Here is a 24,236-nt window from a genome sequence, read left to right as displayed (position 1 = left end):
GCGCAGAGGCTGCCGCTATCTACGCAACCCCCTTTTTTCATGACCGATAAGTAGCAGGTATAAAAGCTATGCCTATCAACAGACCCGCCTTCAATTTAAAACTCAATACGGCAATTGCCCAGCCGACTGTGAAGAAGGATGCAGGTGCAGAATTGCGCCGTTTGAATCAGAGCGAAGTGCGTGCCAACACACAGACATGTTTTGCCGTTAATCACCGTGCCCCCACTTATGACGTCGCGCAAAGTGCGCTGGGTGAAAATCACGGTGGCTGGACTGCCGCCAATCATTTCAAGATGACGGGGTCTGAAGTCTTCATCCATATGGATCGCCTGGAGCCGAACTGCAAGGGAGAGTTTGCCGGAGACAAGATCCACCTCAGCGTGGCGCCTGAGGATGTACCGAACGCATTCAATGCGATAGGCAAAATACTGCAGGCGAGCGACAGCCCGGTGGACTCGTGGAAAGTGACTGACATGAAGTGCCTGCAGGCAGAGATGCCGGCGGCAAAGCAGCGTGTGGCGCTGGGCGCTCAGTTCACAATCTACGCCAAGCCTGACCGTGCAGATAACACCTACAGCCCAGAGTACATGGGCAAAATGAGGGGGATGATCAGCAGTATCGAACAGGAGTTGAGCGCCGCCGGTGTGAGGCAGAGCAGCCATCGCCCGGACTCCGATGTCTCCCCTGGGCACTGGAGCTATGCGTCTTACCGCAATGAGCATAAAAGCAACAGATCAGGGACTTCCAATCAGCACAGGAACCTGGAGGCAGAGCCTTTTTTCCAGTTGGTCTCATTCTCTGACGGGGCTTCAGGGTCATCCAGGTCCAGCGCTGGCCATCAGGCTTTGCTGACACCATCGTGGGCCCGATAAGGCTGTTTTTCTGAGCGCTGCCGTGCGCCCGGGGTTTCTACAGTGAAATGTGAGTGTCGAAAGAAACGCTGGTTGCACGGCGACAGCTTCGGGTTCACCGGTGCAGGATCACCTGATGAATCTCCTGCAACGGGATGATCCGCTGCGCCGCGTTCAGTTTGATCGCTTCCTTGGGCATGCCGAATACCACGCAGCTGGCTTCGTCCTGAGCCACTGTCGCGCTGCCGGCATCAAGCATTTCCTTGAGCCCGCGTGCGCCGTCGTCGCCCATGCCGGTCATGATGATGCCGGTGGCGTTCTTGCCGGCGAATTTGGCCACCGAACGGAACAGCACGTCCACCGAAGGACGATGGCGGTTGACCAGCGGGCCGTCGATGACCTGGACGTGGTAGTAGGCGCCGCTGCGCGTGACCATCATGTGTTTGCCGCCGGGGGCGATCAACGCGAGGCCGGGCAGGATGCGGTCGTTGTTTCTGGCCTCGCGCACCTCGATCTGACTCAGGCTGTTCAGGCGTTCGGCGAACGATGCGGTGAATTTTTCCGGCATGTGCTGGACGATGACCATGCCGGGACAGACGCGGGGCAGGGCCGTCAGAACCGCTTCAAGTGCCTGTGTACCGCCTGTCGAGGTGCCGATGGCGACGATGCGTTCAGTGGTCTGCGCCATGGCATGGCCGCTGGCAGCCGGCAAAATGGCATCGGCGGTCAGTTTGCTGGCCGGGGTCAGCACCGGGGCGGCGGTGCGCTTGCCGAGGTTCCTGACGTTGGAGTTGGCTGCTGCGCGTACTGCTGCAACCAGCTCGGCAGCCGAATCGATGAGGAAGTTCTTCAGGCCGGTGGTGGGCTTGGTGATGATTTCCACCGCACCGGCAGACAGCGCCTGCAATGAGGTTTCCGCGCCTTTCTGGGTCAGCGACGAGCAGATCACCACCGGTGTCGGCCGCTCGCTCATGATCTTCTTGAGAAAGGTGATGCCGTCCATGCGCGGCATTTCCACGTCCAGCACAATGACGTCCGGCCATTCCTGAGCGAGCTTGCTCATGGCAAATATCGGGTCTGACGCCGCACCCATCACGTGAATATCGGGGGTGTCGTTGAGAATGGCCACCAGCACCTGGCGTACCACGGCCGAATCATCGACCAGCAGTACGCTGATTTTTTTGTTTGGCATCTTTTTCCATTGCTTCCATTGGTTGGTGCCTGACCCATACGTTTCCGTCCCACAGGTCGAAGATGATGCTGCGATGGCCGGTGCTGCCCAGATCCTGAGCCATCAGCTTCAAGCGGTGCTGTTCGGCCAGCGCAAGCGCCGCATGAACGTTGCTGTCAGCGACGTTCTGCATGTGCGGGTCATGGCGATGAGCTGGAAACATTTCGCCGCCGCCAAACAGTTTGACCTGATATTCCTCCGGCAGGGTGCCATTGGCCAGTGCATGGCGAATGAGTATTTCCATCGCTTCGTCAGCGTACCTGCCGTCCAGTGGCTGATGCCTGCGTATGCGCCCGGGCAACATGAAGTGGCACATGCCGCCAATATGCCGCCACGGGTGCCAGAAGGTAATCGCCACGCATGAACCCAGCAACGTGCGCAGGCGAGTCGGCCGGGTCTGAAAGACCACTTCGCCAGGCCCCAGCACTATTTCGGCTACACCGACAGGCGTGTTCATGGTTTGCGGTAAATCGAAGGGGAGACCATTTTCAACATGTCATTTACACCGTTCAGGCTTTCTGAGTGGCTGATGATGAAATAGCCTCCTGGCTTGAGACGCGGGATCAACCGCGCCACCACTTTGCTTTTGGTTTCCTGATCGAAATAAATCATCACGTTGCGCAGGAAGATTACGTCGAACTCGCCCAGATCCGGCAGGGTGTCATTGAGATTGACCTGCACGAAACTGACCCGGCTGCGCAACGACTTGTCGATCAGGAAGGTCCCTTCCTGGCGACCTATGCCTTTCAGACAGTATTTGAACAGCAAAGGTTGCGGTAACGTCTCGGTGCGTTCCATGGGGTAGTGACCGCTGCGCGCCTTGCTCAGCACGCGGGTGCTGATGTCCGAACCGACCACTTCCCAAGGGGTTGTGCCCAGTTGTTCGGCCAGGGTCATGGCCAGGCTGTAGGGCTCTTCGCCAGACGAACTGGCAGCGCTCCAGATACGGAACATTTTGCCGTGCGTGACCTTGGGCAGCACCTGCTGACGCAGAAAATCGAAGTGCTTGGGTTCGCGGAAGAAATACGTTTCGTTGGTGGTCAGCAGGTCCAGCGCTACTTGCAGCTCGCCGTTGCGCTGATCGTTCATGATCAGCTTGAAATACTCGCCATAGTTGTCCAGCTCGTAATGCTTGAGACGCTTGAACAGGCGGCCGGCGACCAGCGCTTTCTTGGCCAGCGTCAGTTTGATGCCCGCAGCGTTGTACAGCCAGTTCTGGAACTGGCCGAATTCGCGATCGGTGAGCGACGCTGTATCAGGCATGTGCAGACCTCACGTCGCATCGACGTCGGGCGGCAGCGACTGGCTTGCCTCGGCAAGGCTGGACATTTCATCGATGGACAACACGCGGTCGACCTCAAGAACGATCACGAACTTGCCGTCGACCTTGGCCATGCCGCTGATGAAGTCGGCGCGAATTCGCGCACCGAAGTTCGGCGGCGGCTCGATCTGCGACGCCGGAATCTCCAGTACCGCCGAGACATTGTCGACCAGCAGACCGATGTCCTGCGGCTGGCCGTCCTCGCTGTTGGCCTCGATGATGATCACGCACGAACGCCGGGTGATATCCGAGTTCTGCCGCCCGAAGCGCGCCGACAGATCGACCACCGGCACCACCGCGCCGCGCAGATTGATCACCCCGCGCACGAAGGCGGGCATCATCGGCACCACCGTCAGGCTGCCGTACTCGATGATTTCCTTGATGCCCAGAATGCCGATGGCGAACATCTCGCCACCGAGCATGAAAGTCAGGTACTGCGCCTCTTCTTCGACCGTCGCTGCGGTCTGCCGAGTCGTGGCCAATGAGCCCATGTCGTTCTCCCCTGGAGTCTCTATCGAAGCCGGCAATCAGAAACGGGTAAATTCCGATTCGTCCGGGGCGCCCGCCATGCTTTGCGCAAATGCCTTGCGCGGAGCCTGCTGTGGAGGGCGCGGAGGCTGACGGTTCGGGCTGTTGCGGCTGTCGAAAGTAGCGTTCTGCGCGACGGCCCTTGGCGATGCGTCGAGGGTGAAGAAACTCATGGCCTGTTGCAGTTGTTCGGCCTGGCTGCTCATTTCTTCAGCTGTGGCCGCCAGTTCTTCGCTGCTCGATGCGTTTTGCTGGGTGACCTGGTTGAGCTGGGTCATGGCAGTGTTGATCTGCGCCACACCGGCTGCCTGCTCTTCCGACGCAGCACTGATTTCCTGCACAAGATCGGAGGTCTTGTTGATCGAGGGCACCATCTCGTCCAGCAACTTGCCGGCCTTCTCGGCCATGTCCACGCTGCTCGACGACAACTCGCCGATTTCCTGCGCGGCCACCTGACTGCGTTCGGCCAGCTTGCGCACCTCGGCTGCCACAACCGCGAACCCTTTGCCATGTTCGCCGGCACGCGCGGCTTCGATGGCGGCGTTGAGGGCGAGCAGGTTGGTTTGGTAAGCGATGTCGTCGATGATGCTGATGCGCTGGGCGATTTTCTTCATCGCCACAACGGTCTGCTGCACCGATTCGCCGCCATCGGTGGCCTCCTTGGCGGCCTTGCTGGCCATGCCATCGGTGACTTTGGCGTTCTCGGTGTTCTGGTTGATGCTGGCGCTCATCTGCTCGACCGACGCGCTGGTCTCTTCGACGCTGGCGGCCTGCTCGCTGGTGGCCTGGCTCATCGACTGAGCGGTGGCGCTGACTTCTTCCGAGGCACTGGCCAGGTTGTCGGCGGCATTACGCACTTCGCCGATGATGTGCGACAGCTTGCCGACCATGTTGCGCATGGCGTTGAGCACCATGCCGGTCTCGTCCTTGGAACCGTGGCCGATGTGGGCGTTGAGGTTGCCCTCTGCCAGCTGCTCGGCGGCCGTTGCAGCCTCTTTCAGCGGGCGGGAGATGATCCGGGCGATGAACAGCGCCAGGCCGAGACCGATCAACAAGGCTGCAACCAGCACGACGACGATCGAGATGCGTGCGTTTTCGTACAGCGTGGTGCCTTTGTCACCAGCAGCAGTCGCCCCGGCGTCGTTGAGCTCGACCATTTTTTGCAACTGACTGGTCACTTCGTCGAAATGCGTTTTGGACTCGCCCTTCAGCAGCGCTCGTGCCTGGGCTTCGAGGCCCTGACGGGACATGTCGAACAACTCGTTGCTGCTCTTGAGGTACGCAGCCCATGTCGAGGTAACGCCATTGAACAGTTGGCGATCTTCGTCACTGACCACCAGCTTGTCATAGGTGGCCAGGCGGGTTTCGAACTGTTTGCGAGAGTCCGCTGCTTCAAGCTCCATCTGCGCCTTTTCCTGGGCGGTGTCGGCTGCAATATGGCGGTTTTCCTTCAAGCGATAGTTGGCGGCGAAGAAGCGCATGCCCGAAGCCGCGCGCATGGACGGCATCCAGTTTTCCTTGATGTCCTGAGCGGCCTGGTTGACCTGGCCGAGCTGGATGATGGCAAAGACTCCCATGGCCGCGGTCAACGCCAGAACCACCAGAAACGAGGTAATCAGCTTGGTGGAAATCTTCAGATCGTAGAACCATTTCATTGAAGTAACTCCTTGGGAATTGCGAATCCGTCAGCGAGAAGTGGGCAACAGGGATTGAGGCGCCTGGGTCGAGCGGGCCTCCATTTGTACGATCTGGTTGAGCAGGGCGGGTATGTCGAGAATCAACGCCACGGCGCCGCTGCCCAGAATCGTCGAGCCGCTGATGCCGCGCAGCGCGCCGAACAGCTTGCCCAGAGGTTTGATAACGGTTTGGAACTCGCCAAGCAGGTCATCGACCACCAGACCGGCCTTGTGCTCGGCGTAACGCACCACCACCACGTTCTGGCGCCTGGCGGCCGGGCCTTCATGATTGAAGTGGTCACGCAGGTAGACCAGCGGCAGCACTTCGCCACGCAGGTCCAGGTAGCCGCTGTCGCGGGTCAACTGCCGGTTGTGTTCGTCCAGCTCGATGCATTCCTGCACCATGTCCAGCGGGATTACGTACGTCGACTGATCGATACCGACCAGAAAACCGTTGATGATCGCCAGCGTCAGCGGCAGGCGGATGCGCACGATGGTGCCCTGACCGGGCTGACTGTCCAGATCCACCGTGCCGCGCAGCAAGGTGATGTTGCGCTTGACCACGTCCATGCCGACACCGCGCCCCGAAAGGTTGGTGACGGCCTCGGCAGTGGAAAAACCGGGTTCGAAAATCAGGTTGTAGATTTCCTGATCGGTGAGGCTTGCGCCGGCCGCCACCAGTCCGCGTTGCTGGGCCTTGTCGAGGATGCGCTCGCGGTTGAGTCCGGCCCCGTCGTCGGCGATTTCAATGACGATGCTGCCCGAGTCGTGGTACGCGTTGAGGCTCAAATGACCTTTGGCCGGTTTGCCTGCTGCGCGACGTGCTTCGGCGCTCTCGATGCCGTGGTCCATGGAATTGCGCAGCAGGTGCATGAGCGGGTCGCCGATCTTTTCGACGACGGTCTTGTCCAGTTCGGTCTCCGCACCATTGATGATCAGGTCAATGTCCTTGCCCAGTTCCTGGCTGACATCGCGCACCACACGGCGGAAGCGATTGAAGGTGTCGCCGATGGGGATCATGCGCAGGTGCAGCGCGCCATCCAGAATCTGCTCGACCAGCCCCGATACGGTGGAACTGGCTTCCTGAAGCGGGTCGTTGTCGCACGACTTGGCCAGCAGGCTGGCACCAGCGCTGGCAATGACCAGCTCGCCGACCAGATTGATCAACTCGTCGAGCTTGTCGGCGTTGACCCGCACATAGCGGCCATCCTTGTTTTTCTGCTCGCTGGCCGAAGAAGGGCGCTCTACAGCGGTTGCCGTTGCCGTTGCCGTTGCCGTTGCGGGCGTACGAGGCACTGCGCGCTGATCGCCCAGCAGTTCGCCGCTGGCCACCAGAGGGCTGTGTTCGGGCTGCGAGACCAGTTCGGTGCCGGTAGGCTCAAGGTGGTCTGGCGTCTCATTCACCGGGGTGATTTCCACTGCGCAGTCTTCACGCACGAAATCGAAGACTTCGTTGATCGCGGCGTGCCCGGCAGCAGAGCGGAAATCGATCTCGAAACCCAGGTGGCAGGATTCCGGGTCCCACGCCTCAACTGCTGGAATACTGTCGGTTACCGTCGTGACCTGGACCATCTGCCCCAGGGTATTGAGGTAGCGCAGGAACGACAGCGGGTCCATGCCGTTGCGAAAAACATCCACGCCAAAGCGCAGCGAGATATGCCAGAGCACTTCAGCTGACTGTTCATCATCACTGACGACCGACGCACTAGTGCTGTCAGCGGCCCCGGCGCTGGCCGGTGCCTGGAAGACCTGCAATGCCTGACGCAACGCCACCTCACGCTCCAGGGCAGGCGGCTGCAACTGCTCGCCACGGCTGGCAACCACGTCGATCAACTCAAGCATGTGATCGCCGGATTTGAGCAGCACGGCGATCAGCTCGGCGCTTACCGAAACGCTGCCTTCACGCAGACGATCCAGCACGTCTTCGACGATGTGAGTAAAACTGACGATAGGCGTCAGCCCGAACAGTCCGGCCGAGCCTTTGATGGTGTGCGCTGCGCGGAAAACCGCGCCGATCGCGTCCTGGTCGCCGGGCTCGCTTTCGAGTTGCAGGAGGGATTCCTCCATCGCCTGCAAAAGCTCACGCGCTTCAACGATAAACGTCTGCTGTGCCTGATCGAGATTAATACTCACGATGACTTCCTTGATCGATCACTGGGCCGTACTGCAAATGGACGCGCTACAGCACTACACCCGGATTACATAACTCGAAGGTTTCGCTGACCGCTTTGCTTTGCCCGGTCAGGTGCAGCGAAGTCCCGGTCTTGCCGGCTTCGCGCTGAATCACAGCCAGCAGTTGCAGACCGGCGCCGTCCATCTCGGTGACCTGTGAAAGGTCAACCTCCAGGCGTGCAGCAGCGCCGATCTGTGGCAATAGCCTGGCGGCCAATTCGGTCACGGTGTAGATCGTCAACTCACCATCTATCTGCACGCGTGCAGTGTCGTTGGCGCTCTCGTCTGGCGTGGGCATGCTGGCCTCCAGGGGCCTGAGTCTCAGGGCAGGATCAGCTTGGAAACCGCTGCGAGCATTTGTGCCGGCTGAAACGGTTTGACGACCCACGCCTTGGCGCCTGCGGCCTGACCTTCGGCCTTTTTCGATTCCTGGGATTCGGTGGTCAGCATGATGATGGGCGTGAACTTGTAGCTGGCCAACTTCTTCACTTCCTTGACGAAAGTGATGCCGTCCATGTTTGGCATGTTCACGTCGCTGATGATCAGGTGCACTTTCTGCCCGGTGAGCTTGCCCAGTGCATCCTTCCCGTCACAGGCTTCGATAACGTCATATCCGGCACTCTTCAGCGCGATACCGACGACTTGCCGGACGCTGCTTGAATCGTCGACCACCAATACACTCTTAGCCATGATTTACTCCTAGAAAAACGTGATTTCCTGCGAATCCTGCTGTGCTGCCGATTCACCTCGGTGAGTGCGACGCTGCTCGTCGGTCGCGTAGGTGGACTCCATGCGCGCCAGCCATTGCCGGGCGTCGATGGCGACCGCCTCATCAGGGGATTGGCTAGCCTGCAGAATGTGCGCGTGCAACGAGTCGATGTTGTCGCGTACGTGGGCGAGAATCTGGCTGACCCTGTCCTGAAACTGCAGGTTCACCAGGACCTCGGTCATTTCGTCGCGAATCCCGTAGCTCTCCTGCTTGAGCAGGTCAGCGGACTCGGCCAGGCGACCGGTGATGCTCTGGAAGCGCTCCAGTACGTTCTGAATGCTTTGCTCGGAAGCGGCCACCGAATGGCTGTCCTGATCGGCGCCGCTCGATGCAGCCTGCACCAGCTGGGTGATGGCGTTGTTGATGATGTCGACCTTGGCGGACATCTGCTGACCGGTTTCGCTGGACTTGCTCGACAGGCTGCGCACCGCGTCGGCCACCACGGCAAAGCCACGGCCCGCTTCACCGGCACGCGCCGCCTCGATGGCCGCGTTGAGGGCCAGCAGGTTGGTCTGTGCGGCAATCGCTGCAACGTCGGCGGCCATGGTGCGCAATTCGCCGGTGTAGGCGGTGAGGCTGCGGACCTGGGAGAGCGTCTGGTCGCGGCTGGCCTGGGTGGATTTGAGCGAGTCGATTACCCGGCTTAGTTCGCTGTCGCTCTGCGACAACACTTTCAAAGCACCGTCGGCGTTCTGACCGTCCAGTTCACCGGCAGCGTGCTGCGACGCCTGCACGGTTTCCTGCAGGCGCTCGGAAATGCCCATGAAACGCGTGCTCAGCTCGACGATGGCGGTTTCGGTCTGCTGGCGCGAGCTCTCGACCTGCTTGGCCCAGATCGGCATGGCACCAAGGAGGATTTCATTGAATTGGGCGCTGGAGGCCATGGCGCTGCTTTGAGCGCTATGTGCCTGATGATGGTCCAGCGCCTGAGCCACTGCGTGGCGCACTTCGTTCTGCTGTGAGCGGGCAGACCAGGCACAAGCGCCGAAACCGATCACCAGCAATGCAGCGCAAGCCACCAGATTGGCGGTACCCATGCCGAACTGAGAGAGAATCCAGGCAATGGCGGGGACGACGGGAATGAGTGAGAACCAGATGAAACGCGGATGACGTTGCGCAGGAGTGCTACTGAATTGATTCGACATCATGGGTTCGATCCCTGAACAGTGCAGCGTTGTACACGACTCAATGGTTATCTGCGCGCCGCAGACAAACTTGATAACAGTACGAGAGCCTTCCGTCCGATTGCTTGGCGCACAACCCGATCCGTTAAAGGTAGCGGGTATTCGGGGCACCGCAAGTCGGCGCAGCAAACGCGTTGGCAGAGCAGCCGGATTCACTTAGGAGAGGACGCAGAGCGTCCAGAACGGCATGCGACGCAGAGCGCCGCACGATAGAGGGGTGATCGTTCCTCACGCTCCAGCGTGGGAATGCAGTTCACGACGCTCTGCGTCGCAAGAGGACGCGGAGCGTCTGGAATGGCATGCGACGCAGAGCGCCGCACGATAGAGGGGTGATCGTTCCTCACGCTCCAGCGTGGGAATGCGTTTCACGACGCTCTGCGTCGCAACAGGACGCGGAACGTCCGGAATGGCATGCGACGCAGAGCGCCGCACGATAGTTGCGGTGATCGTTCCGCACGCTCCAGCGTGGGAATGCAGTTCACGACGCTCTGCGTCGCAAGTTCTACGCTGCGCCGCACAGTCAAGAGCGAACGCAGAGCGTCCAGAACGGCATGCCTACGCGAAGTACGGGCACGGCGGTGTTCTCCCGTACGCCTCTCGTCTTGCGTACCTTAGTGCAGCTTCATCCGCGGCTCGGTGCCTTTGCCGATCTTGCTGCCCAGCATCAGCATCAAGGTACGGAAGGTGCCGTACAGCGCCATCTGGTGCATGCGGTACAGCGATACATAGAACATGCGCGCCAGCCAGCCTTCAAGCATCACGCTGCCCATCAGGTTACCCATCAGATTGCCGACCGCCGAGAAGCTCGACAGCGAGATCAGCGAGCCGTAGTCCTTGTAAGTGTATTCCGGCAACGTCTTGCCTTCGATCCGCAGGCGCAGCGATTTGACCAGCAAGGACGCCTGCTGGTGAGCTGCCTGAGCACGCGGCGGGACGTTGCGGTCGGTGCCTTTTTGCGGGCAGGCCGCGCAGTCACCGAAGGCGAAGATATTTTCGTCACGGGTGGTTTGCAGCGTCGGCAGCACTTGCAACTGATTGATCCGGTTGCTTTCCAGGCCATCCAGTTCCTGCAGGAAGGCCGGGGCACGGATACCTGCCGCCCAGACCTTCAAGCTCGCCGGAATGACCTGCCCGGTAGCAGTGATCAAACCATCAGCCGTCACTTCACTGACTGCTGCATTGGTCAGCACCGTCACGCCGAGTTTTTCCAGCGTCTTGTGCACCGGCGCGCCGATGCGCTCAGGCAGCGCGGGCAACACCCGTGGACCGGCTTCGATCACCGTGATGCGCAGGTTTTCCGGCTTGATCTGGCCCAGCCCGTAAGCCGCCAGCTCATGCGCCGCGTTGTGCAGTTCTGCCGCCAGCTCGACACCGGTTGCACCGGCACCCACGATGGCCACGGTGATTTCCTGTGCGCTGTCGGCCTGGCCGGCGTGGGCGCGCAGGTAGTGGTTGAGCAGTTGCTGGTGAAAGCGCTCGGCCTGTTTGCGGCTGTCGAGAAACAGGCAGTGTTCTGCCGCGCCCTTGGTGCCGAAGTCGTTGGTGGTGCTGCCCACGGCGATGACCAGCGAGTCGTAACCCAGGCTGCGTGCCGGAACCAGTTCTGCGCCGTTTTCATCCAGCGTCTCGGCCAGATGAATCTGGCGGCTGGCGCGGTCCAGACCGGTCATGCGCCCGAGTTGAAACTGAAAGTTGTTCCACTTGGCCTGAGCTACGTAGTTCAGCTCGTCCTCATACGAGTTGAGCGAACCGGCAGCCACTTCGTGCAACAGCGGTTTCCAGATATGCGTCAGGTTGGCATCAACCAGCGTGACACTGGCCGTGCCTTTCTTGCCCAGGGTCTTGCCAAGACTGGTAGCCAGCTCCAGACCGCCAGCGCCTCCGCCAACGATAACAATACGATGCGTCATAAGGATTACTCGGAAGGTTTAAGGAATTCGGGGGGAGCTCGTTCTTCGCGAGCGCAAGGCAGCTCATAGCGTCAGAAGGCTCAATAAAGGGTTCATCACCACACTGTCCGGGTCAGGAGCGGCCTGCGCTCGACTGGATGCCGGTGTGCCTGAAGGTACTCTTCGACACACCTTTGCGGTTCCGGGTTCAGGTGGCTGCTCAATTTATGCGTTGTCTCAAGCGTGCTGACGGGCAGGGGGCCAGGGATCAGTGATTTCCAGCGGCTCGACTTGCAACACATCGTCCAGGCGGATGATGCCGCTTTGTAACACTCGCGCAGTGATTCCGCCATGCCCACGCACCGCCTGGAACGTCCCGTGACCAAGGCGCTGCTCAAGTCGCGCACACGGCTGACACCAGCCGGTGGTTTCGAAAATCGCCTGACCGATCCGGAAGCGTCGATTCTTCAGGTTGAACAGGTTGATGCCACTGATCACCAGATTGCGCCGCAAATCCTGCGGCACGATGGGGTTATCCGCCACGCGGTTCAGCAACGAGCCAACCACCGCCAGATGTTCCCACTGGATCAACGTCACCTGCCGCGCATTGCGCGGGCCGGGCCGCGAGTGATCGCCGGTCAGACCCGCTTCGCGACGCGCTTCCACGGCATCGAGCTCGATCATCTCGACCCGCGATTGCGGACGCACGCCTATCCAGCGCACGCGACCTTGTTGAGGCACATCGGCCAGCAGTTCCTGCAAGGGGCTCATAAACTGATTCCAACATCGAAAACGACACTGCGCCCCAGATTGGTACGCAGAAAATCCGGAGCGCCGGGATGCGCGAACAATACCCGAGCGAAGGTCGGCCCCACCAGCGACAACGAGCGCCAGCCCTGACGCAGGTATTCGGTCGGTGGTGGAAAGTGACTGTTGAGGTCCAGCACCTCGCGTTTGAGGCTGGCGAAGGCGATGATATCCAGCCCGCCCAGGTCAATGCCGCGTTCGCGATAATTGGTGGATTTCTTGCGCAGGGTAGGGGCGAGTCGGTGCAGCAATTCAGAGGCCGGAATCCGCTTGGGCTTGACCTCCCGACGTACCAGTTGGCTCAACGAGAACGCGCTTCGTCGTCGCGCCAGCTCCTCGCGCCACTCGTCATTGAGACGCCGCCCCTCATCCAGCACGAAAAACACCTCGAAGCGCCCGTCACGAAACAGCACATCCGGCGGCTCCTGACTGGCAGGCGTGAAGTCCTCATTGCGATGCGCAATGTTCAGCCCCTGCAACAGGCGCTGACAAACCCAACGCTCACGCTCCCACTTCCGCGCATTGGAAAGAAAGGCGTTGGCTTGTTCGGCCTGGATCGTCAACAGGCGTAGGTAGTCTGAGTCATCCATAGGGCCAAGCTTAGCGTTCAAGTTGCCATGACTGGAAGAGTGAATGCAGGGGTGTAGACTGGCAATTCATTTTTTGATCGCTTGCGAAAAAATGCCCGCAGGCGCCGTTTTTATCGAGGATCGACCTGTGAAGCTTCTGCCCATTCTGCTGCTGGCCTTGCTGCCCCTCACCGCCAACGCCCTGCAAGTCGGCGAGCGCTTGTCTTCCTGGACACTGCTCGATCAATACGACCAGCCCTACACCCTGAACAACCAGACACAAACCCTGCTGGTCGCACGCAGCATGGACGCCGCGAAACTAGTCAACGCTGCCCTTCAGGACAAGCCAAAAGGCTTTCTGGAATCACGCCACACGGTGTTTGTCGCTGACATCCAGAAAATGCCAACCATCATCGCCAAGATGTTCGCCATCCCCAAAATGCGCGATTACAGCTACCGCGTAATGCTCGATCGAGACGCGCGCATCGTGCCGCAGTACGCAGGCGATGACGATAAAGTGCTGTGGTTACAGTTGCGCGACGGGCAGTTGGTCAGCCAGCAACAGTTTGGCAGTGCTGATGCGTTGAGGGCTGCGTTGGAGAAGCCTCAATTTTGACTGCGTGCTTGCGCAGTTATTTATACATGTTCTGCGTTGGGGCAGATTCAGGTCGGTGTCAGAGCATGGGTTAGATAAGCCTGCCTGATCTGGGGTCGAGCATTCATAGGGCGCTTGCTCAACACTCAAGGCGACGGTTATGAAAATACACTGTGCAGTTTTCAGTTTTTTTGCCGTATGTATAGCGCATGTTAGATTTCCATTCGGTCGCCTAAAGCTTTTCTGTCCTGTGCCGAAGGCATGAAAAGCCAGTCAAATGGTACTCGGTACTTCTTCTCACACGGACCGTAAATGACGCTATTTTCCTCTCTGGGTCGGGCAGATCTTGATCTGCATTTTTACCGGCCTACAAGCGTTCTGTGCCTGTTCGATGCCAAATGCCTACGGGCGAATGTGGCGGGTGATGAGGGCCTCTAAACATGTATTCAGGAAGCGGATATTGAAAGCTGATGCACTCTTCGCCGGGTTTTTGTTCTTTTGTCTTTCAGCGGATGCATTGGCATCAATGCAAAAAGGCCTGGATGCGTACAGTCAAGGACTGTATGAGCAAGCATTTTCTCTCTTCCAGAAGGAGGCTGCCAAGGGTAATGCTGAGGCCGAGTACTACATCGGGTTGCAGTATGAGGAGGGGAAAGGTGTATCCAAAGATACGCTAAAGGCCTTTGAGAATATCTCTGCCGCCGCACAAAAGCGGCTGGTGCTGGCTCAGTACAGGTTAGGTTTTTTTTATGAAAACGGTATTGGCACGGCTGTAAATCTATCAAAGGCTGCTGACCTTTATAAGGTCGCTGCGGAGCAAGGTTTACCTGCTGCACAGTCCCGATACGCACTTATGCTTGGCGAAGGAAGAGGCGTAGAAAAAGATGAAACGTCAGCGGTTGGCTTCATACAGCGTGCCGCTGACAGTGGTGATGCCGAGGCGTTGAATATTCTGGGGGTGGGATACATCGAAGGTCGTGGTGTCGACCGTGATGCGGCCAAAGGTTTTCGCTTTCTCAAATTGGCAGCCGAGAAAGGCGATCTCCTGGCGCAACGAAACCTGGCTAAAAGCCTCGCGGAAGGAACGGGTGTCGAGAAAGATGAGCATGAGGCATTTAAATGGTATGAAAAATCCGCTGCGGGAAACGACCCTATCGGTCAACTGGCGCTGGGCCAAGCCTATGAGTATGGCAAAGGTGTAGAACAGAACTATGAGAGCGCCCTTGCCTGGTACCGGCGCAGCGCTTCAACTGGCTATGCCCCTGCGCAGTACAAGATTGGATATTTTTATAGCGTTGGCAAAGGGACAGCGACGGACTACAAAGAGGCTCGTTATTGGCTTAGGCTCTCAGCTACTCAAGGGCTTGCCGTTGCGCAGGCTGATCTGGCAAGTCTTTTTGAATCAGGCCGTGGCGGTGCTGTTGATAACGCCACAGCTGCAAAGTGGTATCGATTGGCTGCGGCTCAAAGTATGCCTCGTGCGCAGTATCAACTTGCGCTCATGTTAAAAGAGGGGCGTGGTGTTGAGCGTAACTATGCAGAAGCGCTGCTGTATTTTCGTGCGCTCTCCGCGGAGCGCATTGCCTATGCGGAAAACGAGTTAGGCAACATGTACAAACACGGCTATGGTGTTCCCCAGGATTACTCGAAAGCTATGGACTGGTACTGGAAAGCGGCAGGACAGGATGACGACGTCGCTTTCGCGAACCTTAGCCTGATTTATGAGAAAGGTCTGGGTGTTTCGAGAAATCCAGTGATTAGCTATGCCTTGATGAAGTGCGCGTCTAGCATAAACCCTGACAGCGAAGTCTACAAAGATGCGATAGATAAGGTTGCGCAGGAGATGGATTCCGGAAAGGCTGTGGATGGAGACAGACTGTCGCACGAGATTTGTAGAAACAAGAGCGTTGCTGTCGATAACTATCTGAAATAAGAATTTTTGCACAGCTTTTTAACGATTTGGAAAACGCGTCATCCTGCTCTGAAAAAAAGGGCGGAGTGGTGAAGGTAAAATTACCCTGAAGCAGGAACCTGGCAGTGTTTATTTTGGGTTTGGCGGTTTATGTGTTGGGCGGTATAGGTCTCTATTATTTTACCGGTCATTTAACAGCTGCCGGTGAGGTGATGGATGCCACGTATGCCTGGATTTATCTTGACGCGGGAGTTCGAATATCGACCTATCAGTTTACTTGCTTTGGTTGGTCGACAGCATGCCACGCTTGTTGGATGGCACTTTTCTCGCCAAAGGGTGTGGTGTGGGTAGGCAGTATGAGGTTTTCAAACGTCGTTTATTTGTTTTTTAGAATGCTCGGTTATTTGTTTTTCTGTCTTTTTATTCTGGCGATTGTTGGAGTGGGGGTTGCCAAGAGGCCATTTTCTGACTTTCATCAATTCTTTTCCATACTGGTTCCCTGTCTTTTGCTGGGAGGCTGGGTTTGGTCTGCACGAGATTTTCTGATTGCGGTTTCTGGGCTCAGGAAAATGAGCGTCAGGTGAATATACCCTTGAGAGGTTGACCACAGCCGCTTGGAGTCAGGCGACTGTGAGGCAGCCTTTGTGAGTAATGCGGATCGCCGCCGCGGTCACTCCGACACCCGTTGGACAGAAGCAGAGTTGCCTGCGCATTGAGGGCTATCAATGCCCCCGGTGCGGAGCCTCCAGATCACCCGAGAACAATTCATCCTCAGCATCCGGGCTCACCGGAATCGCATGCTCTTCAGAAGCCCAGGCCCCCAGGTCGATCAGTTTGCAGCGCTCTGAGCAAAACGGGCGGCTCGGACTGGCGGCGCTCCATTCCACCGGGGCATCGCAGGTTGGGCATTGGACGGTCATTGGTTGGCTCATGATTGGCCTCCACGCAAAGTAAGGTAAAAGTGGTGCAGCCGCTCGACTTCGCTGTTCAGCCAAGCGTGATCGCGGTCGTTGACCAGCACATCGTTGGCATGACGCAGGCGGTCTTCACGCTGGATCTGCACCTTGAGAATGGCTTCGACCTGCTCCTGGCTGGAGCTGTCGCGCAGCATGGTGCGTTCTATCTGCAGGTGCGCCGGAGCATCGATCACCAGCAGCCGCTGAACCATGCGGTATTGCCCGGACTCGACCAGCAGTGGCGAGACCAGAATGGCATACGGCGATTTGGCCTTGGCCAGATGGCTGACGATTTCCTGATTGATCAGCGGATGCAGCAGCGCTTCCAGCCAGCGCCGCTGCTCGGGGTTTTCGAAGATCAGCTTGCGCAGCGCGCCTCGATCCAGCTCGCCGCTGGTCTGCAACACGCCTTTACCGAAGTGCGCCGCTATCTGCTCCAGCGCCGGGCGCCCGGGCTCGACTACCCAGCGGGCGGCATGATCGGCATCCACAGTGTCGACGCCAAGGTCGCTAAAGCACTTCGCCGCTGCACTTTTACCGCTACCGATGCCGCCAGTCAGGCCAAGAATCCAGGGTTTTTCATCAGGGTGAGTCATCTGAAACCGGCAAACTGCATGTAAGAGTCGGTTATTTGACCACCCCAGAGCAAAGCGATCCACCCCGCAATGGCCAGATAAGGACCAAAGGGGATAGGCGTACCGCTTTCGACCCTGCGCACACGCATCATGATCACCCCAAGCACCGCGCCCACCAGCGACGATAACAGGATGGTCAACGGCAAAATCTGCCAGCCGCCCCACGCGCCCAACATGGCCAGCAACTTGAAGTCGCCATAACCCATGCCTTCCTTGCCGGTCACCAGCTTGAACAGCCAGAACACCGACCACAGCGCCAGATAGCCGGCCACCGCTCCCCACAGCGCATCGTTCAGCGAGGTGAACAGCCCGAAGGCGTTGACGATCAGGCCCAGCCACAGCAGTGGCAGCACCAGAGAGTCAGGTAACAGCTGGTGGTCGGCGTCGATCAGACTCATCGCCAGCAGGCCCCAGCTCAACACCAGTATCGCCGCTGCCTGCCAGCCGAAGCCGAAATGCCAGGCGACGTAGGCCGACAACACTGCGCAGGTCAGCTCGACCAGCGGGTAACGTTGGCTGATCGGCGCTTTGCACTGCGAACATTTACCGCGCAGCAGCAGATAGCTGATGACCGGCAGGTTTTCCCACGGGCGGATTTTGTGCGCGCAGTGCGGGCAATTGGAGTGCGGCAGTATCAGATTGAAGACTGGCTGATCGGGTTCGGCGGGCAGGCCGAGCATTTCGCGGGATTGGGCTTTCCATTCGCGCTCCATCATTTTGGGGAGGCGGTAGACGACTACGTTGAGGAAGCTTCCGACGATGAGGCCGAGTAGGCAGCAGGTAATGACGAAGGCCAGCGGTGAGCTGGCCAGGAAATCGAGGAGGGGCATTTCAGACAACGCTTCCGAGTTTGAAGATGGGGAGATACATGGCAATAACAAGGCCGCCGACGATCACTCCCAAAAAGGCCATGATCATAGGTTCCATCAGGCTGGTCAGGTTGTCGACCATGTTATCGACTTCATCCTCGTAATAAGTAGCTACCTTGTCGAGCATGGTGTCCAGGGCGCCGGATTCTTCGCCAATGGCTGTCATCTGGATCGCAAGGCTTGGGAATACTCCCGTAGATCGCATCGAGAAATTCAATTGCATACCTGTGGAAACGTCTTGCTTGACCTTATTGACTGCATTTTTGAACACTACATTGCCTGTGGCTCCAGCAACCGAGTCCAACGCCTCTACAAGCGGTACACCAGCGGCAAAAGTCGTAGCAAGTGTGCGCGCATAGCGAGCTACCGAAGATTTGAAAATAAGAGGCCCAATGAGTGGTGCCTTTAGCAAAAGACGATCAAGTCCGTCGCGAAATTTTTGAGATTTTTTGTAAGCCCGTTTAAATAAAAAAAATCCTGAAAACAATAGGCCAACGATTAACAGCCACCACTCCTGAACAATTTTTGAAAGACCAATAACCATTAGAGTGAACGCAGGTAAGTCCGCACCAAAACCAGCAAACACGGATTGAAACTGCGGTACCACTTTGATCAACAAAATACCTGATACAATAATCGCTACGATCAACACGGCGATTGGGTACGTCATTGCTTTTTTTATTTTAGCCTTGAGCTTTTCCGTCTTTTCCTTATAGCTTGCCACTCGGTCCAGCAGACTCTCAAGTGCCCCTGCTTGCTCACCGGCATCTACCAAGTTGCAAAACAAGTCATCGAAATATTCCGGTTTCTGTCGCAATGCCGTCGCAAAGCTGTTGCCGGCCGACACCTCCTGCTTGAGTGAACCCACGAGCGTACGCATGTTCGGGTTTTCAGCACCCTCGCTGATGATGTCAAACGACTGCAGCAATGGAACGCCGGCTTTCATCATTGTGGCCATCTGCCGAGAAAAAAAAGCTATATCCAGTGGCTTTATTTTCTTGCCCTTACCGAAGATCGAAGCGGACTTCTTGCGCACTTTGGTCGGATTGATGCCTTGCTTGCGCAGTTGTGCTTTTACAAGTGCCAGGTTATGGCCGCTCAGTTCTCCACTGGTTTTAGTGCCTTTCTTGTCCACACCTTCCCACGTGTAAACGATGACTTTGACTGCCTTGCTGGCCATGTTTAATCCTTGGTCACGCGATTGACTTCTTCAAGGCTGGTGATGCCCTGCATAGCTTTCGAAAGGCCCGAGGTTCGCAAGTCGTGGAAGCCGTCCTTACGCATCTGCCTGGAAATCTCTAATGAGTTGCCTTCTTCCATGATTATGCGCTCCAGTTCCGCTGTTTTCTTGACGACTTCGTAAATACCGACCCTGCCTCTATAGCCACTATTGCAATGCTCACAGCCCACTGGGCCATAAATCTTGAAAGTGCCAATCTTCTCTTCAGGAAAACCTTCTCGAATCAGTGTCTCGCGAGGAATATCGAGTTCTTTCTTGCAGTGGCTGCACAACTTGCGCGCAAGGCGCTGCGCAATAATCAGGTTGATTGCTGTAGCAATGTTGAATGCTGCGACACCCATATGATGCAGGCGAGTCAGGGTTTCTGCCGCACTGTTGGTGTGCAGGGTTGACAGCACCATGTGGCCGGTCTGTGACGCCTTGATGGCGATTTCGGCAGTTTCCAAGTCGCGAATCTCGCCGACCATAATTACGTCGGGATCTTGACGCAGGAACGCGCGCAATGCCTGAGAAAAGTCCAGCCCCTGACGCGGATTGACGTTGACTTGGTTGATACCTTCCAGGTTAATCTCCACCGGGTCTTCGGCTGTAGAAATGTTGATGTCTACGGTATTGAGAATATTCAGGCCTGTATACAGCGAAACAGTCTTGCCGGACCCAGTGGGACCAGTTACGAGAATCATGCCCTGCGGCTGTTTCAGCGCTTCCAGATACAGTGCCTTTTGTTCTGGCTCGTAGCCCAGAGCATCAATACCCATCTGCGCACTGGTCGGGTCTAGGATCCGCATCACAATCTTTTCGCCCCACAGTGTGGGCAAGGTATTCATACGAAAATCGATAGCCTTTGTTTTGGACACCCGCAACTTGACCCTTCCGTCCTGCGGTTTGCGTCGTTCCGAAATATCGAGGCTGGCCATGACCTTCAGGCGCGCAGCAATACGGTTTGCCAGATGGATCGGCGGTCTGGCGACCTCGTGCAGGATGCCATCGGTACGCAAGCGTACACGGAAGATCTTTTCGTAGGGCTCGAAGTGCAAGTCGGATGATCCTAATCGGATGGCATCCATAAGCATTTTGTTGACAAATCGCACTACTGGAGCATCGTCAGCATCATTCTGTGTAGCTAGAGAGGTTTCCTTGCCATCGGCCGGTTCGATATCCAAGCCCAGATCGACATCTTCCAGATTACCTAGACCGGTATCACTGTCAAAAAAGCGATCTATTGCAGTGGTCAGCTTGTCATCTTCTACCAGAATCGCTTCGGTATTCAGGCCGGTGCTGAACTGAATATCGGTGACTGCCTGATGATTGGTCGGGTCCGATATGCCAATGAACAGCTTGTTCCCACGTCGCCACAGCGGCAAGGCATGATGCTGTCGAACCAGCTTTTCACTCACTAGGCCTTTAGGCTGGCTTTCTTTGTCCAGACTGGCGAGGTCCATGAATGGCACGCCAAACTGGTCGGAAGCCATCTCTGCCAGTGTCAGACTTTTGACCAGTTTGTTCTGAACCAGATAGCTCACCAACGAAATCTTGTCGCGGCGCGCCTGTTGATACGCTTGTTGCGCAACAGATTCAGTAAGTAGCTCGGCGAGGACCAATTGTTTGGCCAAGCCAGTGAGGACAGCATCAGTCATAAAACCACCAGACACAGACAATGGGTGGGTTATAGCGCAGTCGGGCGGTGCTGCCAAATGGCAGAGAGACATGTGACGAAAATTGTCAGTTTCTGCTGATTTCTGAGCCTTTCAGAGTCGTGTATTTCGCATATTCTTGCAGCAGTCAGAGCTGCTGTATTGTTGGCACGACCTATGCTTTCTCGATCGCAAGGCACCACATAATTGACGCCTCGGAGAAGTAGCAATGAAAGCACAAAAAGGTTTTACGTTAATTGAACTCATGATAGTAGTTGCGATCATCGGTATTCTGGCTGCCGTCGCAATCCCTTCATATAACACTTACACATTAAAGGCTAAGGTTTCTGAGGCCTCCGCAATTTCTGCGCCGGCGCAGCAAGCACTTGCGCTGGCTTTCAATGACGGTAGTCTATCGACTGCAACAACAAATGCATCTTTAGGTTTGCCGGCTGCTGCTAGCATAAATAGTAAGTATGTTGCTTCTGTTACTGCTGTTGGTACGTCAGCAACGCAGGGGACTGTTACAGTTTTGATGCAAGCTACCGGTAGCGCTGACGTAGACGCAAAAACCGTGGTATATTCAATGATATGTGTTACAAGTGCTCAATGCACATGGACTGTTGGTGGTACGGTTACAACCGCCTACCTTCCTAAAACTTAATGGTTAAATCCCCTTTTGTCAGGGGTATGGAATAGCCTAGCCGTAGGCTGGGCTATTCTTTGTGTGCCACACGCTATGAATTTTTAAATGCCATGCCATGCTATAAGCATCCGCGATAACTTAACAGGTCTTACTTGGTGGTAAAGGTTCTGAAGTGGTGTTGGTTGTTGTAATTGGCTCTTCGCGGTATCTTAGTTTCACTATTGGCGTTTTCAGCTAATATGATGGTCTTCTTGATGCTGATGTCAGACTAAGGCCAGTCACTGTTCAACTGTGGTTTACCACCTGCCAATTCAACCATTTCATCCCTCCGCTTCAACCTAAGCTTATACCCAATCTCCGCAATCGCCTCAATCGCAGGAAGCAACTCCAGCCCCAACTCCGAAAGGCTGTACTCCGCAGAAGGTGGCGAAGTCGCCAGCACCGTCCTAATCACCACACCTTTCTCTTCCATCTCCTTAAGCTGATGCCACCGACGCTCAGCGTCCGGTCATCGCCAGACAAACCTACTTGAATGGCCTGCTGGCGGATGGCCGTGATTACCTGCTGGTTAACGATTTCAGCGTTGCTGACACCTACCTGTTCGCGGTAACACGCTGGTCTGTCAATTTTGGCATTTCGCTGGAAGCGCAACCTGCTTTGCAAGCGTTCATGGCCCGAGTCGAAGCACGTCCATCCGTCAAGGCTGTACTGAAAGCGGAAGGTTTTCCCGAACTGTTCAACAAGGCCTGAGCCTGCTAGAGACTCAGATCAGACTCACCTGTTGAAACAATAACGCCCCCGGCGAATGTGCTTCGTTGGGAGCGCTTTGATTCGATTGCTTGGTGCTATGCGATTGCATCGTAGGACATTTCAGCTTTTGTATTAGGTCACTTCCTGATCCACTTCGGTTATCAAAACGTCCGTTGATTGATATCCGAATCAAGCCCAGAATTACTCACCTGATTACCCCACACATGAGGAGAGAGGCTATGAACACTACTACATCACCCAGCCGCCTCCTCGGATTAGGTCTCTATACCCCAGCAGAAGCGTCCTCATACACTGGCATTTCGGCGAAAGACATTCGCAGATGGATGTTTGGCTACAGCGCGGCAGGCGTCGATCACCCCGGCCTCTGGACGCCAGAGGTCGCATTTCTGGACGACAAGCTGCTCGGCTTCCACGACCTGCTGGAAATTCGTTTTGTTCATGCATTTCGCCAGCACGGCGTCAGCTTGCAAGCGATCCGCAGCGCCTCGTTACAAGCCAGAGAAATGTTCGGTCAGTTCTACCCGTTTACGTGCAGACGTTTTCAAACTGACGGACGAGACATTTTCGCGACCGTCCTGGATGAAACGGGTGATGAGGCTCTGCTGGATCTGGTGAAGCGGCAATATGCGTTCAAGCAGGTCATTACGCCCTCTCTGTACGAGGGCATTGATTACGCAGGTGAAGAGTCGGCAAAGCGCTGGTATCCGGTAAAGCGAAGCAAGGCAGTTGTTTTGGACCCGGCAAGGAATTTCGGCAAACCGGTGTTGGCAACAACGGGAATCGACACAGCAGCGATCTATCATTCTTATCTGGCTGAAGGCCAGAACGCGAAGCGTGTAGCGTTACTTTATGAGATTCCGCCTGCAGCAGTGGAAGCCGCAGTCAATTTTGAGCACAGGATCGCGGCTTGAATTTTTTGATCGATAACAATCTGCCGCCCGCTATCGCCAGAGCGCTCAATGAGCTGACCAAGAGTGAAGGTCACTCAGTGGTATCGCTGCGTGAAAGATTCCCTGCCAACTCCGCTGATATTGAATGGGTGACCCATCTCAAAAAAGAAGGCGGTTGGGCGGTCGTGTCTCAGGACAAGTTTTCCAAGGGAGACGCTGAGCGTCGGGCATTTCGGGAGTGTGGGATGCCCATTTTCTGTCTTGCCAGGCAATGGGGGAAAATGACCTACTGGAACAAGGCAGAAAACTTGGTCAGGTGGTGGCCTTCAATTACCGAGCAGGCTTTGCTAATCGAAGGCGGCGCAGCCTTTCGTGTGCCATGGGCGTTTTCTGCGGCTCGCAAGTTCCAGCAGCTCCATATATAGCCCGATCATAGACCGGACTTTTCGCAGTATCTAAAGTATGAAAGTTACCTCACCACCCCATCAACCCGCGCCCGCCCTTTAAACCGCCTCCTCACCCCAACCACAACCATCACCACCAGCAATCCCACCACCACAAAAAAGATCGTATTAAAAATCGGAAACGGCTGATCACGACTCGTCACCGCCTCAACCTCTGTCACGTTGGGAAACATCGACAGGATCGTTATCCGCCAGCCGTAGTAACGGATCAAAGCCAGTTGCTGGGAGTCACGCGAGTAGCCCTGGGCTTTGGCCTGGATGTCGGCGGAGTCGAATTTGAAGTACCACGGGAAGCTCCAGCCGGTGTCTTCGTTGCGGTAGACCACGACTTTCTTGGTGTCCGGGTCTTCGGTGTTGATGAAGTACACGTCGCGGGTCGGGCCGTCTGCCGGGTTTTCAGCGTTGATGACGCCGTCGGCGTCCATTCTTTTGACTTCCACGCCGGTGATCATCACGACATCATGGCGCGGCAGGACGTAGTAGAGGCTTAATGCGCCGATCCCCAGTGCAACGAATACCACAAGCCAAATCGACCTTCTCAGCCACTTCATACCAGCGTCCTCTGTTTAAAATTGCGTGACTTTGCCCTAATCCGAACATTTCGAAGCAAAACAGTTATTACAAAAT

27 protein-coding genes and 1 pseudogene are annotated in these 24,236 nt (G+C 56.5%); 8 read left to right on the top strand and 20 right to left on the bottom strand.

The features are described from left to right. Window positions 1–68 precede the first annotated feature (68 nt). Window positions 69–872 (top strand): type III secretion system effector phosphothreonine lyase, encoded by an 804-nt coding sequence (gene ospF, locus ACW55A_RS21395; protein WP_455809692.1) that lies wholly within the window; start codon window positions 69–71, stop codon window positions 870–872. A 94-nt stretch (window positions 873–966) separates the two neighbouring features. Here ospF and ACW55A_RS21390 read toward each other — a convergent pair whose 3' ends face one another. From ACW55A_RS21390 to ACW55A_RS21330, 13 genes are all read right to left on the bottom strand, one after another. Then, window positions 967–2,043: a protein-glutamate methylesterase/protein-glutamine glutaminase gene (locus ACW55A_RS21390; RefSeq protein WP_003430751.1), complete on the bottom strand. Its 1,077-nt coding sequence runs from the start codon at window positions 2,041–2,043 to the stop codon at window positions 967–969. Then, window positions 2,006–2,539, bottom strand: coding sequence for a chemoreceptor glutamine deamidase CheD (gene cheD, locus ACW55A_RS21385; protein WP_058396828.1), 534 nt, complete (start codon window positions 2,537–2,539; stop codon window positions 2,006–2,008). Before cheD ends, ACW55A_RS21390 begins: the two co-directional genes overlap by 38 nt. Further along, on the bottom strand, window positions 2,536–3,345 hold the full coding sequence (locus tag ACW55A_RS21380; RefSeq protein WP_003371237.1) for a CheR family methyltransferase: 810 nt from the start codon (window positions 3,343–3,345) through the stop codon (window positions 2,536–2,538). The genes cheD and ACW55A_RS21380 overlap by 4 nt, the downstream gene beginning before the upstream one ends. 9 nt (window positions 3,346–3,354) lie before the next feature. Further along, the gene (locus ACW55A_RS21375) at window positions 3,355–3,894 is read right to left on the bottom strand and encodes a chemotaxis protein CheW (protein WP_455809693.1); all 540 of its coding nucleotides are present in this window, start codon (window positions 3,892–3,894) and stop codon (window positions 3,355–3,357) included. 36 nt (window positions 3,895–3,930) lie between these two features. Further along, a complete protein-coding gene (locus tag ACW55A_RS21370) occupies window positions 3,931–5,586 on the bottom strand; it encodes a methyl-accepting chemotaxis protein (protein ID WP_054082221.1) in 1,656 nt (551 codons plus the stop codon). A 30-nt stretch (window positions 5,587–5,616) separates the two neighbouring features. Next, window positions 5,617–7,740 (bottom strand): chemotaxis protein CheA, encoded by a 2,124-nt coding sequence (locus tag ACW55A_RS21365; protein WP_498811582.1) that lies wholly within the window; start codon window positions 7,738–7,740, stop codon window positions 5,617–5,619. Window positions 7,741–7,786: 46 nt separating this feature from the next. Next, on the bottom strand, window positions 7,787–8,077 hold the full coding sequence (locus ACW55A_RS21360; protein ID WP_003403294.1) for an STAS domain-containing protein: 291 nt from the start codon (window positions 8,075–8,077) through the stop codon (window positions 7,787–7,789). A 23-nt stretch (window positions 8,078–8,100) separates the two neighbouring features. Further along, the gene (locus tag ACW55A_RS21355; protein ID WP_002553206.1) at window positions 8,101–8,469 is read right to left on the bottom strand and encodes a response regulator; all 369 of its coding nucleotides are present in this window, start codon (window positions 8,467–8,469) and stop codon (window positions 8,101–8,103) included. A 9-nt stretch (window positions 8,470–8,478) separates the two neighbouring features. Beyond that, entirely contained in the window at window positions 8,479–9,696 is a 1,218-nt protein-coding gene (locus ACW55A_RS21350) for a methyl-accepting chemotaxis protein (protein WP_455809695.1), read from the bottom strand. 647 nt (window positions 9,697–10,343) lie between these two features. Continuing rightward, window positions 10,344–11,642 carry an NAD(P)/FAD-dependent oxidoreductase gene (locus tag ACW55A_RS21345; RefSeq protein ID WP_003430739.1) on the bottom strand — a complete coding sequence of 433 codons (1,299 nt, stop codon included), beginning with the start codon at window positions 11,640–11,642 and terminating at the stop codon, window positions 10,344–10,346. Window positions 11,643–11,737: 95 nt separating this feature from the next. Next, on the bottom strand, window positions 11,738–11,923 hold the full coding sequence (locus tag ACW55A_RS21340; protein ID WP_498811581.1) for a DUF3094 family protein: 186 nt from the start codon (window positions 11,921–11,923) through the stop codon (window positions 11,738–11,740). Further along, the gene (locus ACW55A_RS21335) at window positions 11,859–12,392 is read right to left on the bottom strand and encodes an MOSC domain-containing protein (RefSeq protein ID WP_455809697.1); all 534 of its coding nucleotides are present in this window, start codon (window positions 12,390–12,392) and stop codon (window positions 11,859–11,861) included. Before ACW55A_RS21335 ends, ACW55A_RS21340 begins: the two co-directional genes overlap by 65 nt. Then, window positions 12,389–13,018 (bottom strand): DUF1780 domain-containing protein, encoded by a 630-nt coding sequence (locus tag ACW55A_RS21330; protein WP_455809698.1) that lies wholly within the window; start codon window positions 13,016–13,018, stop codon window positions 12,389–12,391. The genes ACW55A_RS21335 and ACW55A_RS21330 overlap by 4 nt, the downstream gene beginning before the upstream one ends. Window positions 13,019–13,145: 127 nt before the next feature. Between ACW55A_RS21330 and ACW55A_RS21325 the strand changes: the two genes are divergently transcribed. The 3 genes from ACW55A_RS21325 (at window position 13,146) to ACW55A_RS21315 (ending at window position 16,088) form a co-directional block, all read left to right on the top strand. Beyond that, a complete protein-coding gene (locus ACW55A_RS21325) occupies window positions 13,146–13,613 on the top strand; it encodes a hypothetical protein (RefSeq protein WP_248672632.1) in 468 nt (155 codons plus the stop codon). Window positions 13,614–14,052: 439 nt separating this feature from the next. Beyond that, window positions 14,053–15,525, top strand: coding sequence for a tetratricopeptide repeat protein (locus ACW55A_RS21320; RefSeq protein ID WP_248672633.1), 1,473 nt, complete (start codon window positions 14,053–14,055; stop codon window positions 15,523–15,525). Window positions 15,526–15,629: 104 nt separating this feature from the next. Next, window positions 15,630–16,088 (top strand): hypothetical protein, encoded by a 459-nt coding sequence (locus tag ACW55A_RS21315; RefSeq protein WP_057401677.1) that lies wholly within the window; start codon window positions 15,630–15,632, stop codon window positions 16,086–16,088. A gap of 138 nt (window positions 16,089–16,226) precedes the next feature. On the opposite strand, the gene yacG is transcribed toward ACW55A_RS21315, so the two are convergent. From yacG to pilB, 5 genes are read right to left on the bottom strand one after another with little or no spacing between them, the layout of a single operon-like run. Beyond that, window positions 16,227–16,436: a DNA gyrase inhibitor YacG gene (gene yacG / locus ACW55A_RS21310; RefSeq protein ID WP_002552020.1), complete on the bottom strand. Its 210-nt coding sequence runs from the start codon at window positions 16,434–16,436 to the stop codon at window positions 16,227–16,229. Beyond that, window positions 16,433–17,056 (bottom strand): dephospho-CoA kinase, encoded by a 624-nt coding sequence (gene coaE / locus ACW55A_RS21305; RefSeq protein ID WP_003414821.1) that lies wholly within the window; start codon window positions 17,054–17,056, stop codon window positions 16,433–16,435. Before coaE ends, yacG begins: the two co-directional genes overlap by 4 nt. Continuing rightward, window positions 17,053–17,925 carry a prepilin peptidase gene (locus ACW55A_RS21300; RefSeq protein ID WP_003430731.1) on the bottom strand — a complete coding sequence of 291 codons (873 nt, stop codon included), beginning with the start codon at window positions 17,923–17,925 and terminating at the stop codon, window positions 17,053–17,055. Before ACW55A_RS21300 ends, coaE begins: the two co-directional genes overlap by 4 nt. Before the next feature lies 1 nt (window position 17,926). Continuing rightward, a complete protein-coding gene (locus ACW55A_RS21295; RefSeq protein ID WP_003371261.1) occupies window positions 17,927–19,144 on the bottom strand; it encodes a type II secretion system F family protein in 1,218 nt (405 codons plus the stop codon). A 2-nt stretch (window positions 19,145–19,146) separates the two neighbouring features. Beyond that, window positions 19,147–20,841: a type IV-A pilus assembly ATPase PilB gene (pilB, locus tag ACW55A_RS21290; protein WP_003430729.1), complete on the bottom strand. Its 1,695-nt coding sequence runs from the start codon at window positions 20,839–20,841 to the stop codon at window positions 19,147–19,149. Between the two features lie 226 nt (window positions 20,842–21,067). On the opposite strand from pilB, the gene ACW55A_RS21285 reads away from it, so the two are divergent. Continuing rightward, complete coding sequence (locus ACW55A_RS21285) at window positions 21,068–21,502, top strand: pilin (protein WP_003371267.1); 435 nt, start codon at window positions 21,068–21,070, stop codon at window positions 21,500–21,502. A 250-nt stretch (window positions 21,503–21,752) separates the two neighbouring features. Here the strand turns inward: ACW55A_RS21285 and ACW55A_RS21280 are convergent. Then, window positions 21,753–21,959: pseudogene (locus ACW55A_RS21280) on the bottom strand (winged helix-turn-helix transcriptional regulator); the annotation flags it as partial. A gap of 53 nt (window positions 21,960–22,012) precedes the next feature. On the opposite strand from ACW55A_RS21280, the gene ACW55A_RS21275 reads away from it, so the two are divergent. From ACW55A_RS21275 to ACW55A_RS21265, 3 genes are all read left to right on the top strand, one after another. Further along, a complete protein-coding gene (locus ACW55A_RS21275; RefSeq protein ID WP_498811580.1) occupies window positions 22,013–22,234 on the top strand; it encodes a glutathione S-transferase family protein in 222 nt (73 codons plus the stop codon). Window positions 22,235–22,473: 239 nt separating this feature from the next. Beyond that, the gene (locus ACW55A_RS21270) at window positions 22,474–23,166 is read left to right on the top strand and encodes a DUF433 domain-containing protein (RefSeq protein ID WP_498811579.1); all 693 of its coding nucleotides are present in this window, start codon (window positions 22,474–22,476) and stop codon (window positions 23,164–23,166) included. Beyond that, the gene (locus ACW55A_RS21265; RefSeq protein WP_498811578.1) at window positions 23,163–23,570 is read left to right on the top strand and encodes a PIN-like domain-containing protein; all 408 of its coding nucleotides are present in this window, start codon (window positions 23,163–23,165) and stop codon (window positions 23,568–23,570) included. Before ACW55A_RS21270 ends, ACW55A_RS21265 begins: the two co-directional genes overlap by 4 nt. Before the next feature lie 44 nt (window positions 23,571–23,614). Here ACW55A_RS21265 and ACW55A_RS21260 read toward each other — a convergent pair whose 3' ends face one another. Next, window positions 23,615–24,160 (bottom strand): DUF1523 family protein, encoded by a 546-nt coding sequence (locus ACW55A_RS21260; RefSeq protein WP_003371273.1) that lies wholly within the window; start codon window positions 24,158–24,160, stop codon window positions 23,615–23,617. Window positions 24,161–24,236: the final 76 nt, after the last annotated feature.

The sequence above is a fragment of the Plantibacter cousiniae (nom. nud.) genome, from assembly GCF_977070315.1.
The sequence above is the reverse complement of the archived record's forward strand: the minus strand, read 5'-3'. Positions and strand labels throughout refer to the sequence as shown.